The sequence below is a fragment of the Streptomyces sp. NPDC003016 genome (assembly GCF_053591455.1).
On sequence record NZ_JBSFTV010000062.1, the window covers coordinates 18,588 to 33,313 of the forward strand.

Consider the following 14,726-nt stretch of genomic DNA (forward strand, 5'->3'; position numbering starts at 1 on the left):
TCAGTCGGACATCGCCACGAGCACGCGGCGCGCACCCGTGAAGGGGCGGCGGCCGTGCGACACGAGCATGTTGTCGATGAGCATCAGGTCCCCGGTGCGCCAGTCGCAGTCCTGTGCCGCTTCGAGGCCCCGGTCGCGGATCTGGATGACGTACGCGTCGGGTATCGGCGTGCCGTCGGCGAAGGTCACCGACTGGGGCAGCTCGTCGGCCGGGAGGATCTGCGCGAGGGCGGCGGCGGTGTCGTCGCCCAGGCCCGCCGGGTGCCACTGGTCGGACTGGTTGAACCAGACCTCCGTGCCGGTCACCGGGTGGACCGCGGTGGCGGGACGGACCTGGCGCACGCGCAGGGAGCCGTCGGGACGCCACTCCCAGGCCGCGCCGGTGTTCTCCAGGAATGCCTCGACCTCGGCGCGGTCCTCGGTCTCGAAGGTGTCCTGCCAGCTCTTGCCGAGCCCGTAGCCGTCGTGGAGGTTCTGCTGGTAGCAGACGCCGCCCCGGAACGCCTCGCGGACCTCGGGGTCGAGGGACTCCAGCCACAGGGCGGAGTCGGTCACCGGGGTCGCCCCGCCGGTCCCGGCGGCCTTCTGGCAGAAGAACAGCAGCCGGGCCGGCCACTGGTGGGCGTAGGACATCTCGTTGTGCATCGAGATGGTGAACTCCTGCGGGTACTCCGTGGAGGTGTAGACGTTCTTGCCGACCTTCGTACGGGGCGAGTTGCCGTGCACGTAGGCGAGCCGGTTGGGCAGCAACTCGTCCATGACCGCTTCGAGTTCTTCCTCGGTGACACCGAAGCCACGGAAGATCAGGGCTTTCTCCTTGACGAGCTGCCCGTCGACGGCCCCGGTGTCGCTCACCACCTCGAGCAGCCCCGCGCTCGATGCCTCCACTCCGGCGCTCTGCGGGGTGATGACCAGTGGAGCCCAGCTGTCGGACGCGTTCATGTGGTTTCTCCTCGTTCATGGAGTGGATCGACTGGATCGGATGAATGGTCGGAAAGGCGGTACAGGCGGGAGAGCCCGGAGAAGGCGGCGGTGAGGGCCAGCAGGGCCATCGCCGCTCCGAGGGCCCCGGCGGTGGCCGCAGCGCCCACCGCGTCGAGGAGCAGCCCGCCGGCCAGTACGCCCAGCGAGTTCGCTCCCGAACCGAACAGCTGGAGCACGCTGCTGACCCGCCCCTGGAGCGCGTCGGGGGTGATCTGCACCTGGTGGATCCCGCCGGCGACGTTCACCACGCCGCCGACGAAGCTCATTCCGGCGAACAGCGCGCCCAGGGCGACGGGGGACCTGGTCAGCGCCAGCGCCGGCACCAGCAGGGCCCAGGCGGTCAGGGCCGCGCGGACCAGCACCGGCAGGCCGAACCGGCGCAGGGTCCAGCCGCCGCCGAGCGCTCCGCAGGTACCGCCCACGCCGCTGATGGCGGCGATCACGCCGACGGTCCCGGCCGAGAGCCCGTCCTCGTACAGCACGAAGGCGGGCAGCAGGGCCAGCGCCTGGAAGACCACGTTGCTGCCGGAGATCAGCAGCGTGACCCTCCACAGGAACCGGCGCCGCCAGAGCCAGCGCACCCCCTCGGCGATCTCGGGGCCGATCCTGCGCCGCCCGGTGGCCGCCGGTGCCTGCTGGAACGGCTTCCTGATGAGCAGGACGGCGGCCAGCGAGAGCAGGTGCGCCACCGCCGCCAGCAGGAACGGCGACCACCGGGCCACCGCGAACGCGGCGCTTCCGACGGGCTGCCCGATGATTCCGGCGGCCCGCCCCCGCGCCTCGTTCCCGGCGAGCGCCGCGCTCAGCTGCGACTTCGGCACCACATGGCGTACGCCGGCCCGTTCGGCCAGCCGGTAGCAGACCATGAGGGCGCCCTCGACGAAGGCGGCGGCGGCCAGGTGAGGCAGCCACACCCGCCCGCAGGCCACGGCGACGACCACGCCGGACGCGCTGAGGGCGCATCCCGCACTGCACATGATCATCATCCGTTTGCGGTTCCAGCGGTCCACCAGCGCGCCCGCCGGCAACTGGATCAGCAGCTGCGGCAGTTGCGCGGCGAAACCGGCCACGGCCGCCGCCGTCGCCGACCCGGTGGACCAGATCAGCAGCAGCGGGTAGGCCACGGAACCGGCGCGGGTGCCCAGCAGGGTGAGGCCCGCGCCGCTCCACAGCAGCAGGAAGTCGCGGTTGCGGCGCAGCGGAACCGGGGTGGGCTCCGCCGCGGCCGCCGGCGCCGCGGCCGCTTCGCCGGTGACGCTCATCCGGCGTGCGCGGCGTCCGGGGAGGCTCCCGAGCGGCACCACTTCAGCACCGCCATGGCGCTGTGCATCTTGTTCTCGGCCTGCTCGAAGGCGATGCTCCGCGGCCCGTCGAGCACCTCCCCGGTGACCTCGTCACCGCGGTGCGCGGGCAGGTCGTGCATGAACACCGCCTTGGGACTGGCGTCCCAGAGGGCCTCGGTCACCTGGAAGGGGGCGAAGTCCGCGCGCCAGCCGGGGTCGGCCTTCGCCGTTCCCGTGGTCTGCCAGCGCGTGGTGTAGATGGCGTCGAAGCCGTCCGGCAGGTCCGCCATGTCATGGCGTTCCCGTACGGTCGCGCCCGACCGGGCCGCGTTCGCCCCGGCCCGCGCGAGCATGTCCGGGGCGAGCCCGTAACCGGCCGGGGTGCGCAGTTCCAGTTCGGTGCCCTCGAACCGGCTGAGCGCGAGCGCCAGTGCGGAGGCCGAGTTGTTGCCCTCGCCGACGTAGAGGACGCGCAGGCCGGTGAGGCGGCCGAACCTCTTCTGCAGCGTGGTGAGGTCGGTGAGCGCCTGGGTGGGGTGTTCGTCGGCGCTCATCGCGTTGATGACGGACATCCGGTCCTGCCGGGCCCACGCCCGCATCTCCCGCGGGTCGCCCGCGGTGCGGGCGACGAGCACGTCGAGCATCCGGGACAGCACGGCGCCGGTGTCCTCGCTGGTCTCCCCGGTGTTGAGCTGGAGGTCCCCGGGGCCGTAGGTGAGCAGCGAGGCGCCGAGCCGCAGCGACCCGCTGGAGAAGGCCGTACGGGTACGGGTGGACGTCTTGCTGAAGTAGACGCCCACCACCGCGTCCCGCAGGGGCTTCACGCCGGGGGCTCCCTCCGAGGCGAAGGTGACGCCGTCGGAGACGATGGAGCGCAGGTCGTCGTCGGTCAGGTCGTTGATCGATATCAGGTGGCGTACGGGGGAGTGCTGCACGGTGTCCTCCGGATCGGATCGGATCGGTTCGGCCGGGTGGCCCGGGTTCATGCGCGGTCCTCGTCGGTCACCACCGCGCTCAGCAGCGGATGGCCGGCCGGGGCCTGGTCGCCGGTGCCCGCCGCCGCCCAGTCGGCCATCAACGTGCCCCGGCCGAAGGACTGTTCGCGCCGGCTGAGGGTCGCGGTCAGATGCTTGACGACGCCCTTGCCGCTGTCGGCGTTGGTCAGGGCGACCAGGCCGACACCACTGCTGAGGTGGCTGAGCGAGAGGTTCCAGTAACCGGCGGGTTCGCCGCCGTGCCCGAACTCCGCGTCGTCGCCCGTGTCGTCGACGATGGTGCCGAGGCCGTAGAAGCTGCCGGGGTGCCCGACGAGCAGTTCCCCGGCGACGTCGGCCGGCAGCAGTGCGCCGGGCCGGCCCAGCAGCGAAAGGCGCATCTGGCGCGCGACCTCGGCGATGTCCCGCGCCGTCGTCCACAGTCCCGCGGCGGCGAGGTGGGCGCGGTTGCGCCAGCCGCCGTCCAGGGGGACGCCCTTCGTGTGGTGCCCGAGCGCCACCGGGCGCCCGGCCGTGCGGGGGAACGACTGGTCGAAGCTGCTGCCCGTCATGCCCAGCGGTTCGAACACGAGCCGGTCCATCAGCTCCTGGAAGGACTCTCCGGTGACGTCCTCCAGCAGCTGCTGGAGGACCCAGTAGTGGGTGCTGCTCTTGCGGAACGTCGAACCCGGGACCAGCTGCCGCTGCACCCGCGGGGTGCTGACCGGGCCCGTGCCCTCCAGCAGGTCCCGCAGCGTGGGCACCTCCTCGCCGGGCCGGAACCCGACGCTGCGGTGCCGGGCCAGACCGGCGGTGTGCCCGAGCAGGTGGCGGACCGTCACCTCGCCCGGCGCGGACGCCGGGCCGGGCAGGTGCCAGGAGGTCAGGTGCCGGCCGATCGGGTCGTCGAGGGCGATACGGCCCTCCGCCACCAGGCGCAGGGTCGCCAGCGCCGTGACGTGCTTGCTGATCGAACCGACCTGGAACAGCGTCTGCGGCGTGACCGGTTCGCTGCCGCCCACGGACAGCACCCCCGCCCCGTGCAGTTCGACCGACCCGTCGGCGCCCAGCACCGCGATGCTCACGCCGGGCACCTGGTGCTCGGCCATGAGGCGCCGCAGGTCGTCCAGCGGGAACGCCGCCGGAGCGACGGCCGGGACAGTGGCCGGGGCCGTGGCCGCGGTGGCGGCCGGGGCGGCGGACGCGCGGGCCCGCTCCAGGAGCGCCGCGACCTCGGCCAGCGGGCCCTTCTCCAGGCGGCTGCGGTCGCCGCCCGCGGCCTGCTCCAGCAGCGAGGCGAGCAGCTCGGCCGGCATCTCCACACCGGCCGGCTTCCCCCCCTCCTCGGTGGCGGTGGCGGTGGCGGTGGCGGTGACGGCGGCCGGTTCCGGCTCCGCCGCACGGCGGGCCGCCTCCGTGTCCTCGTCGATCGCCGCGGCGAGGTCGATCAGCGTCCCGTGCTGGTACATGCGCCAGACCGAGACGGCGAGCCCCTCCCGGCGCGCCGCCGCCAGCACCTGGATCATCAGGATCGAGTGCCCGCCGAGGTCGAAGAACCGGTCGTGCACACCGATCTGGTCGACGCCGAGGACCTCGGACCAGATCGTGGCGAGCAGCCGCTCCGTCCCGGTCCTGGGCGCCACGTACGCGTCGTCGGAACGCATCGAGGAGCGGTCCGGAGCCGCCAGGGCCCGGCGGTCGACCTTGCCGTTGGCGTTGAGCGGGATGCTCTCCAGCGCCACGAAGGCCGACGGCACCATGTACTCCGGCAGTCGTCGCGCACAGTCGTCGGCCAGCACCGACGCGCTCGGCAGCTCCTGGCCGGCGGCCGGCACGCAGTACGCCACCAGCCGCCTGTCGCCCGGGGTGGGCTCGTGGACGGTGACCACGGCGTCGCGCACGGCCGGGTGGCCGGAGACCACCGCCTGCACCTCGCCCAGCTCGATCCGGTAGCCGCGGATCTTCACCTGGTCGTCGAGACGGCCGAGGAACTCCACGTTCCCGTCGGGGAGCATCCGCGCCCGGTCGCCGGTGCGGTACAGCCGCGCCCCGGCGGGCCCGTACGGGTCCGGCACGAACCGCTCGGCCGTCAGGTCCGGGCGGCCCGCGTAACCGCGCGCCACACCCGTACCGCCGACGTACAGCTCGCCCAGCACGCCCATCGGCACCGGCTGCATGGAGGCGTCCAGTACGTACGCCGTCATGTTCGGCAGCGGGCGGCCGATCGGCACCACGTCGAGGGCGACGTGGTCCACCACCGGGTGGACGGTGCTGCCGACCGAGGCCTCCGTGGGACCGTACTCATTGATCATCCGGCCCGCGCCGAGCACCTCCAGCGAACGGTTGGCGGTGGCACCGGGCAGTGCCTCGCCCGCCACCACGTACACCGCGCTGAGCCGGTCCACCTGTTCGGTGGTGAGCTGCTCGGTCAGGATGTCCAGGTGGCCGGGCGTCAGCTTGACGAAGCTGTACGGGCCGCCGTCGAGCAGCGCGGCGGAGAGGTCGGCGGGTGCCGTGTCCTGGGCCACCACCTGCACGCACTGTCCGGTGACCAGGGGCGCCCACAGGTTGGGGACGACCAGGTCGAAGGCGACCGAGGAGAACAGCGGCGCGCCGCCCGTCCCCTGCGCGGCCAGCTCGTCCGCCGCCCAGGCGACGTGGTTGGCCAGGCCGCGGTGCGGGATCTGGACGCCCTTCGGCCGGCCGGTGGAACCGGAGGTGAAGATGACGTACGCCAGCCGGTCGGGGTCGTCCACCCGGGCGGGCGCCGTGTCCCGGCCGGTCTCCTCCTGGACCTGGCCGCGGTCCGGCCCCTGCTCCTGGTCGAGCAGCAGCAGGGGGAGGGCGGGGAAGCCGTCCGCGTACGGGGACTGGGTGACCGCGGCGACGGCTCCCGCGCTGTCGCACATGCTCGCGATGCGCTCGGCGGGGTACGACGGGTCGATCGGCACGTACGCGCCACCCGCCTTCCACACCCCGAGCAGCGTGGCGATCAGCCCCGGACCCCGGTCCAGGAGCACGCCGACCGCGCTCTCCGCGCCGATCCCCATGGCGCGCAGCCGGTGCGCGATCCGGTCGGCCCGCGCGTCGAGCTCCGCGTAGGAGACCTCGCCGCCCCGGTGGCGTACCGCGGCGGCGCCGGGGGTCTTCGCCGCCTGCTCCTCGAAGCGCTGGAGCACGGTCGCTTCGGGGAACTCCCGCGCGGTCTCGTTCTGCGCCAGCAGCCACCGCTGTTCGCCGGCCGGCAGGTACGTGACCTCGGCGCTGCCCCGCGGGTCGGCGGCCATCGCCTCCAGGACCTGCCGGTACAGACCGGTGAGCCGGTCGGCGTGGTCGCGGCCCAGGGCGTGGGTGTGCGTGGTCAGCAGGAGGTGGCCGGAGACGGCCGAGACCGCGAGGGCGAACTCGGTGCCGCCTTCGCCGCTGCTGGCTCCGGAGTCGACCAGCTTGGTGTCGACGTGGTCGAAGTCCTGGTAGCTGAACCGCACGTCGAGCAGCCGGCCGGAGCCCGCGTCGCGCTGGATCACGGGCATCGGGAACCGCCGGTGGTCCCAGACCTCCGCCTCCTTGGCGAAGACCTGCCGCACCAGGTCGCTCCAGGTGCCGTCCGCCCGGTCGAAGGCGAAGGGCAGCGTGTTCAGGTACATGCCGTAGACGCGTTCGGCGCCCGGTGACTCGGGCCGCGCGCTGCACACCAGGCCGCTGAAGAAGGAGTCCTCCTCGGTGACCATGCTCAGCACCTTCAGGTGCGCGGCGAGCAGCACGCTCTTGAACGACACCTGGGCCTGGGTGGCCAGGGCGCGCAGTCGCGGCTCCAGGTCGTGCACGGGGACCGCGACCCGGTACTTCTCCCGGGGGGCCGAGGTGTCGCCCTCCCACACGGGGGGCAGGGCGAACGGCGCGTACCGGCCGACGACGTCCTGCCAGTACTGCCGGTCGTCCGTGGACTCCAGCGACCTGAGCTCCGCCGCGATGAAGTCCGCGTAACGCACCGGGGGAGCCGTGAACGCGGCCGGGGCCAGGCCGTCGCGCAGCTCGCGGTAGACGTCGAGCAGTTCCATGAGCAGGGACCGGTGGCTCCACCCCTCGGTGATCGCGTGGCAGACCGTCACCACCAGGCGCCAGGATTCCTCGTCCTCCACCTGGGCGGTCATCCGCAGGAGCGGCGCCGTGGCCAGGTCGAAGAGGACGGAACGCTCCTGCACCAGGATGTCCCGGATCCGCTGCTCGCGGTCGGGCGCGTCCCGCAGGTCCTCGACGGTCAGCGGGATCTCGGCCGTCGCCGCGACCAGCTGGAGCGGGGTGGTGAAGGCGTCGAGGTGGAAGGAGGTGCGCAGCATCTCGTGCCGCCCGGTGACCACGTCCAGGGCGGCGCGCAGAGCGGCCCCGTCGAACGGGGCGCCGTCCGTGATGCGGAACGAGGCGACGTTGAGGTAGGCCCGCTTCTCCTCGTCGGCCAGCATCTCGACGAGCATGCCGAGCTGCACCTGGGACATCGGGTACGCGTCGACCACGCCCTCGGGCAGCCGCTGCCGGTCCTCGGCGGCGAGCAGCTCGAAGGGCGCGACGGCCGGGTCCGCCTCGGCGGGCGCCGGGCGGCCGGTCAGGAACTCGCTGAGCTCCGCGACCGTGCGGTACTCGAAGACCTCCCGTACGCCGACGTCGAAGCCGGCCGACCGCAACGCGCCGACCAGCGCGACCGCGCGGATGGAGTGTCCGCCGAGGTCGAAGAAGCCGTCCTCGACGCCGACGCGCTCCAGTTCGAGGACCCGGCACCAGATGGCGGCGACCTGCGCCTCGGTGATGGTGCGCGGCGCGACGTACGGGGAACCGCTGTCCAGCTCGTCCGCGTCGGGTGCGGGCAGGGCGCGCTTGTCGGTCTTGCCGTTGGCGTTGAGGGGGATCTCGGCCAGCGGGACGTAGCCCTGGGGGAGCATGTAGTCGGGCAGGCGGGTGGCGCAGTGCGCGGCCAGGTCCGCCGCGCTCACCTCAGCGCCGTCGGCCGGCACGTAGTACGCGACCAGGCGCAGGTCACCGGTGGCCGACTCCAGCGGTACGACCACCGCGTCGCGTACCGCGGGGTGTTCGGCCACGACGGTCTGGATCTCGCCGGGTTCGATGCGGTAGCCGCGGATCTTCACCTGGTCGTCGAGGCGGCCGAGGAATTCGACGGCGCCGTCGGGGCGGGTGCGGGCGAGGTCGCCGGTGCGGTAGAGGCGTGCGCCGGGGGGCCCGTAGGGGTCGGGGAGGAAGCGTTCGGCGGTCAGGTCGGGGCGGCCCGCGTAGCCGCGGGCGACGCCGGTGCCGCCGGCGTAGAGCTCGCCGGGGACGCCGACCGGGACCGGTTCGAGGTGCTCGTCCAGGACGTACATGGTCATGTTGGGCAGCGGGTGGCCGATCGGCAGGACTTCTGCCGACTCCGCCTCCGGGACGGGGTAGACGCAGGTGCCGACGGATGCCTCGGTGGGGCCGTACTCGTTGATGAGGCGGGTGCCGGGGGCCAGGGCGCGCCAGCGTTCCAGGGTGGCGCGGGTGAAGGGCTCGCCGGCCACCACGAGCACCGGCGCCAGCGCGCCCGCCTGCTCGGCGGTCAACTGCGCGGCCAGCACGTCCAGATGGCCCGGGGTGAGCTTGACGAAGCTGTACGGTCCGTTCTCGGCCAGGGTGGTGCCGAGGTCGGCGATGTCGGTGTCCTGCGCCACGGTGTGGACGCGCTGTCCGGTGACCAGGGGTGCCCACAGGTTGGGGACGACCAGGTCGAAGGCGACCGAGGAGAACAACGGCGCGCCGCCCGTGCCCTGCGCGGCGAGCTCGCGGGCCGCCCAGCCGACGTGGTTGGCCAGGCCCCGGTGGGTGACGGCGACGCCCTTGGGGCGGCCGGTCGAACCGGAGGTGAAGATCACGTACGCCAGCGCGTCACCGTCCTCGGTGCGCTCCGGCCGGGTGGCGGGCCGCGACGCGACCGGCTCCCGGTCCCGGTCCACGACCAGCAGGCCGACGCCGCCGAAGCGGTCCTCGTACGCGGAGTGGGTGATGGCGCTGCGGGCGCCCGCGGAGTCCAGCATGGCCGCGATGCGCTCGGCCGGGTAGGAGGGGTCGATCGGCACGTAGGCCGCGCCGGCCTTCCACACCCCGAGCAGGCTCGCGATCAGGTCGGGTCCGCGGTCCAGCAGCACGCCGACCACCGACCGCGCGCCGACGCCCGAGGCGCGCAGGTGGTGCGCGATCCGGTTGGCCCGCGCGTCGAGTTCCGCGTAGCCGAGTGACGTACCGGCGAGGCCGACGGCGGGTGCGTCCGGCGTCCGCCGGGCCTGCTCCTCGAAGCGGCGGAGCACGGACGCGTCCGTGAAGTCGGCCGACTCGCCCGTCCCCCGGGCGAGCAGCCGCCGGCGCTCCGCCGCGGGCAGGTACGACGCGCGGGCGTCGCCCTGCGGATCGGCGGCCATGGCTTCCAGGACCTGGCGCAGGGTGCCCGCCAGGCGCTCCAGGGCGGCCTCGCTCAGGTGCTTGCGGCTGCCGGTGAGGAAGAGGTGTCCCAGTCGCGCCGAGACGCCCAGCGGGAACTCGGTGGGGCTGTCGTCGATGCTCGCCAGGTAGTCCACCTGCTCGCGGTCGACCTGGTCGAAGTCGTGGTAGCTGAAGCGCACGGACACCAGCCGCAGGCCGTCCTCCGCCTCGCGCTGGATGTCCGGCATCGGGAAGCTGCGGTGCGACCACAGCTCGACCTCGCGGTCGAAGACCTGGCGCACCAGCTCGTGCCAGGTGTCCGCGGGGCCGTCGAAGGCGAAGGGCAGCGTGTTCAGGTGCATGCCGTAGACGCCGTCGGCGCCGAGCGCCTCGGGCCGCGCGTTGCAGACCAGGCCGGTGAAGAACCGCTCGTCCCGGGTGACCGAGCTCATCACCTTCAGGTGCGCCGCGTGCAGCACGCTCTTCAGTGACGCGCCCGCCGTGGACGCCAGCGCCCGCAGCCGGTCCTCCAGGTCGTGGAACGGCACCTTGACGCGGTACGGGGCGCCCGCGACGCCGTCGCCGGACCAGGCGTCGGGGAGGGCGAAGGCCGGGTACCCCTCGACGACGTCCGTCCAGTACGCGCGGTCGTGCCCGGACTCCCGGGACGCCGTCTCGGCCGCGACGAAGTCCGCGAACCGCACGTCGGGGGCGGCCGGGGCCTCGATGGTCCCGCCGTCGCGGGCCGTGCCGTACCCCTCGACGATCTCCATGAGGAGGGAGTGGTGGCTCCAGCCGTCGAGGATCGCGTGGCACTCGGTGATGGTGAGCCACCAGCTGCCGTCGTCGCAGGAGTGGCCGAAGAGGCGCAGCAGCGGCGGGGTACCCAGGTCGATCAGGTCGGCCCGCTCCTGCCGGGTGAACTCGCGCAGCGCCTCCCGTACTTCGCCGCCCGTCAGCCCGCGCAGGTCCCGCTCCGCCACCGGGACGCCGACGTCGGTGTGCACCAACTGCATCGGTACGGAATAGGAGTTGAGGTCGAAGGAGGTGCGCAGGACGTCGTGCCGGTCGACCACGGCCCGGACGGAGGCGCGCAGCGCCGCGATGTCGAACGCCCGCTCGTCGCGGATCCGGAAGGAGGTGACGTTGTGGTACGGGTGCCGGGCGGTGTCGCTGAGCATCTCGACGACCATGCCGATCTGCACCTGCGACATCGGGTACGCGTCGTCGAGGCCGCCGGGGAGTCGCTCCCGGTCCTCGGGCGCCAGCTGCGCGAAGGGCCGGACGCCCCGGGCCGCGCGCACCTCGGGGCGGTCCGCGAGCTGCTCGGCGAGCCGGGCCACGGTGCGGTGCTCGAAGAGGTCCCGTACGGAGACGTCGAAGCCGGCCTCGCGCAGGTGACCCGTCAGGTTGATGGCGCGCAGCGAGTGGCCGCCGAGGTCGAAGAAGCTGTCGTGGACACCGATCGGGTCGACGCCCAGCACCGCGCTCCAGATGGCGGCGACGCGGCGCTCCAGCACGGTGCGCGGGGCGGTGCGGTCCTGGCCCGGGGCGCGCGCGGAACCCGGGTCGGGGGCGGGCAGCGCCTCGGTGTCGAGCTTGCCGTTGACCGTCAGCGGCAGGCGCTCCAGGACGACGTAGGTGGCCGGGACCATGTACTCGGGCAGGTCCTGGGAGAGCGCGGCGCGCAGTGCGGCGGTGTCGGGGACGGTGCCTTCGGACGGCACGACGTACGCGACGAGCTGCTTGTCGCCCGGCGTGGTCTCACGGACCAGGACGACGGCGTCGTGCACGCCCTCCCGGGCGGCCAGCGCGACGTTGATCTCGCCCAGCTCGATGCGGAACCCGCGGATCTTGACCTGCTCGTCGTTGCGGCCGAGGAACTCCAGGCTGCCGTCCGCGAGCCGCCGGGCCACGTCGCCGCTGCGGTACAGCCGGTCGCCGGGCGCCCCGAACGCGTCGGGCACGAAGCGCTCCGCCGTCAGGCCGGGACGGCCCAGGTAGCCGCGGGCGACGCCGCGGCCCGCGACGTGGATCTCGCCGGGCACCCCGATCGGGGCCGGGTTGCCGTGCCGGTCGAGGATCCGGATCGACAGGTCGTCGAGCGGGACGCCGACCGGGCTGCCGGCGCCCGCGAGGTCACGCTGCCCCAGCTCGTGGTGGGTGACGTGCACGGTCGTCTCGGTGATCCCGTACATGTTGACCAGCGTCGGCGCGGTGAGGCCCACCCGGTCCGCCCACGGGCGCAGGTCGGCGACCTCCAGCTTCTCGCCGCCGAACACCACGGTCCGCAGGGCGAGCCGGTCGATCCGGGGGTCGCCCTCGCGGGCGGCGCCCACCAGCGCGCGGAACGCCGAGGGCGTCTGGTTGAGCACGGTCACCCGCTGCTCGGCCAGCAGGTCGAGGAACTTGTCCGGGTCGCGCGCCACGTCCTTCGGTACGACGACCAGGCGGCCGCCGTGCAGCAGCGCGCCCCACATCTCCCAGACGGAGAAGTCGAAGGCGTAGGAGTGGAACAGCGTCCAGACGTCGGAGTCGAGGAAGCCGGTCCGCTCCGCCGTCACCGTGAAGAGCCGCAGCACATTGGCGTGGGTGAGGCAGACGCCCTTGGGTCGGCCCGTGGAGCCGGAGGTGTAGATGACGTAGACCAGGCTGTCGGCGCCGGCCGTCGGCGCCGGGTCGTCGGCCGGCTGCTCCGCCAGAGCGTCCCGGTCGCGGTCGAGCACCAGCACCGGGCCGGTGTGGATCCGGGCCAGCATCGCCTCGTGCTCGCCCTGCGTCACGATCACCGGGACGGAGGCGTCGTCGAGCATGAAGCCGAGCCGGTCGGCGGGCACCGAGGGATCGAGCGGCAGATAGGCGCCGCCGGCCTTCAGCACGCCGAGGAGGGCGGGCATCAGCGCGACGCCGCGCTCCAGGCAGACGCCCACGAGCGTCTCCGGGCCGACGCCGAGTCCCCGCAGGTGGTGCGCGATGCGGTTGGCCCGGGCGTTCAGCTCGGCGTACGTCAGGTCCTGGCCGTCGAAGTGCACGGCGACGGCGTCCGGGGTGCGGCGTACCTGCTCCTCGAAGGCCCGGTGCACGGTGCCGGTCACCTCGCCGGAGACGGCCGCGCCGCCGGTGAGCAGCGCCAGCTCCGCGTCCCCGAGGAAGGCCAGCTCGGCGACGCTCGCCTGCGGGGTGGTGAGCGCGGCGTCCAGCAGCCGCACCAGGTGCGCGGTGAGCCGCTGGGCGCTCTCGCGGTCGAACAGCTCGACGGCGTACTCCAGGTGGCCGTGCAGGGTGCCGTCGGCCGCCTCCCGCAGCTGGAGGTCGAGGTCGTACTTGGCGGCGTTGCCCTCGCCCTGGAACGGCTCGGCCCGCAGGCCGGGCAGGGTGAACGCGCTGGTGCGCTCGCCGTGCATGGTGAGCGCCACGTCGAACAGCGGGTTGCGCGAGAGGTCGCGCTCCGGCTGGATCTCGTCGATGAGGCGGGCGAAGGGGGCGCCCTGGTGGTCGAAGGCGCCGAGGACCGTGTCCTTGGTCCGTTCCAGCAGCTCCTGGAACGACGGGTCGTCCGTCCAGTGGCCGCGCAGGACCAGGCTGTTGATGCCGAACCCGACCATGCCCTGGAGCTCGGGACGGCCGCGGCCGGACACCACCGTGCCCACGGCGATGTCGGTGGAGCCGGTGTGGCGCGAGAGCAGGCTCTGGAAGGCCGCGAGCACCACCATGAACAGCGTGGCGTCGTTGTCCCGGGCGAAGTCCCGCATCCTGTCGGCCAGTTGACCGGGGATGCCGAAGGGGACCGAGTCGCCCGTCGCGTCGCGGACGGCCCGGCGGGGCCGGTCGGTGGGCAGCTCGATCGGGGTCAGCCCCGTGAGCTGCCCCTTCCAGTAGTCGAGGTGGCGGTCCAGGGTCGCGCCGGACATCTCGGCGCGCTGCCAGGCCGCGTAGTCGGCGTACTGGAGGGGTACGGCGGGCAGGTCCGGCTCGGTGCCGGCGGCCAGGGCGGCGTACAGGGCGCTCAGTTCCCGGCCGACGACCTCGGTGGACCAGGCGTCGCACGCGATGTGGTGGAAGACGATGCCCAGGACGTGCTCGTCGTCCGCGAGGCGGATCAGCCGTCCGCGCACCGGCAGGTCCCGGGCGAGGTCGAACGGGACGAACAGGTCGTTCGCGATGACGGACTGGACCCCGGCCTCGCGCTCACCGGCCGCCAGACCCGTGAGGTCGTCCAGCGGCAGCGTCACCCGCTCGGCGGGCGAGATCAGCTGCACCGGGTCCTCACCGTCCAGGCCGTACCGGGTGCGCAGGATCTCGTGCCGGTCGGTCAGCCGCTGCCAGGCCTCGCCGAGGGCGGCGGCGTCCAGCTCTCCGGTGAGGCGGACGATCAGCGGTACGAGGTACTGGGTGCTGTCCGGGTCGAGGCGGCTGAGGAACCACATCTGCTCCTGGCCGTACGACAGGCGCAGCGGGGCGGACCGGTCGGCGCGGGGGACGGCGGTCCGGCGGCCGCCGCGGCGGCCGGCGAGCCGCCGGCGTATCAGCTCCTCTCTCGCGGCGTCCGCGTCGAAACCGGCGGGTGTGATCGCGGCGGTGCTCATGCGGTGAACTCCTTAGCCAGTTCCTGGCCGTTCGTCAGCTCTGCGGGGGAAAGTGCGGCGATCTCCGCACGGATGGCGTTCTCGGTGGCGACGGCCAGCTGGGCCACGGTCGGGCCCTCGAAAACGGTGCGCACCTTGAAGTCGATCTCGAACTCCTCCTGGATGCGCGAGATCAGGCGGATGGCCAGGATCGAGTTGCCGCCGGAGTGGAAGAAGCTGTCCTCGACGCCGACGCTCACCCCGAGCAGCTCGGTCCAGATGCCGGCGATGCGCTCCTCGGTGGCGGTGCGCGGCGCGACGCGCTCGGAGCCGCGCTGCTGATCGGTGCCCTCGGGCGCCGGGAGCCTCTTGCGGTCCGTCTTGCCGTTGGCGTTGAGGGGGATCTCGGCCAGCGGGACGTAGCCCTGGGGGAGCATGTAGTCGGGCAGGCGGGTGGCGCAGTGCGCGGCCAG

The 14,726-nt window shown here is 73.3% G+C and carries 5 protein-coding genes; all 5 read right to left on the bottom strand.

The window, feature by feature from the left end; genetic code table 11:
• Positions 1 to 942, bottom strand: coding sequence for a TauD/TfdA family dioxygenase (locus tag ACWDZ4_RS33150; RefSeq protein ID WP_451512098.1), 942 nt, complete (start codon positions 940 to 942; stop codon positions 1 to 3).
• On the bottom strand, positions 939 to 2,246 hold the full coding sequence (locus tag ACWDZ4_RS33155; RefSeq protein ID WP_451512099.1) for an MFS transporter: 1,308 nt from the start codon (positions 2,244 to 2,246) through the stop codon (positions 939 to 941). Before ACWDZ4_RS33155 ends, ACWDZ4_RS33150 begins: the two co-directional genes overlap by 4 nt.
• Positions 2,243 to 3,253 carry an ornithine carbamoyltransferase gene (locus tag ACWDZ4_RS33160; RefSeq protein WP_451512100.1) on the bottom strand — a complete coding sequence of 337 codons (1,011 nt, stop codon included), beginning with the start codon at positions 3,251 to 3,253 and terminating at the stop codon, positions 2,243 to 2,245. The genes ACWDZ4_RS33155 and ACWDZ4_RS33160 overlap by 4 nt, the downstream gene beginning before the upstream one ends.
• Complete coding sequence (locus tag ACWDZ4_RS33165; RefSeq protein WP_451512101.1) at positions 3,250 to 14,274, bottom strand: amino acid adenylation domain-containing protein; 11,025 nt, start codon at positions 14,272 to 14,274, stop codon at positions 3,250 to 3,252. Before ACWDZ4_RS33165 ends, ACWDZ4_RS33160 begins: the two co-directional genes overlap by 4 nt.
• On the bottom strand, positions 14,271 to 14,726 hold a 456-nt coding region (locus tag ACWDZ4_RS33170), incomplete at its 5' end, for a phosphopantetheine-binding protein (RefSeq protein WP_451512102.1). The genes ACWDZ4_RS33170 and ACWDZ4_RS33165, both read right to left, overlap by 4 nt.

Coding starts and splice junctions, on each gene's coding strand:
- ACWDZ4_RS33150 (WP_451512098.1), bottom strand. CDS start 942: ATGAACGCGTCCGACAGCTGGGCTCCACTGGTCATCACCCCGCAGAGC.
- ACWDZ4_RS33155 (WP_451512099.1), bottom strand. CDS start 2,246: ATGAGCGTCACCGGCGAAGCGGCCGCGGCGCCGGCGGCCGCGGCGGAG.
- ACWDZ4_RS33160 (WP_451512100.1), bottom strand. CDS start 3,253: ATGAACCCGGGCCACCCGGCCGAACCGATCCGATCCGATCCGGAGGAC.
- ACWDZ4_RS33165 (WP_451512101.1), bottom strand. CDS start 14,274: ATGAGCACCGCCGCGATCACACCCGCCGGTTTCGACGCGGACGCCGCG.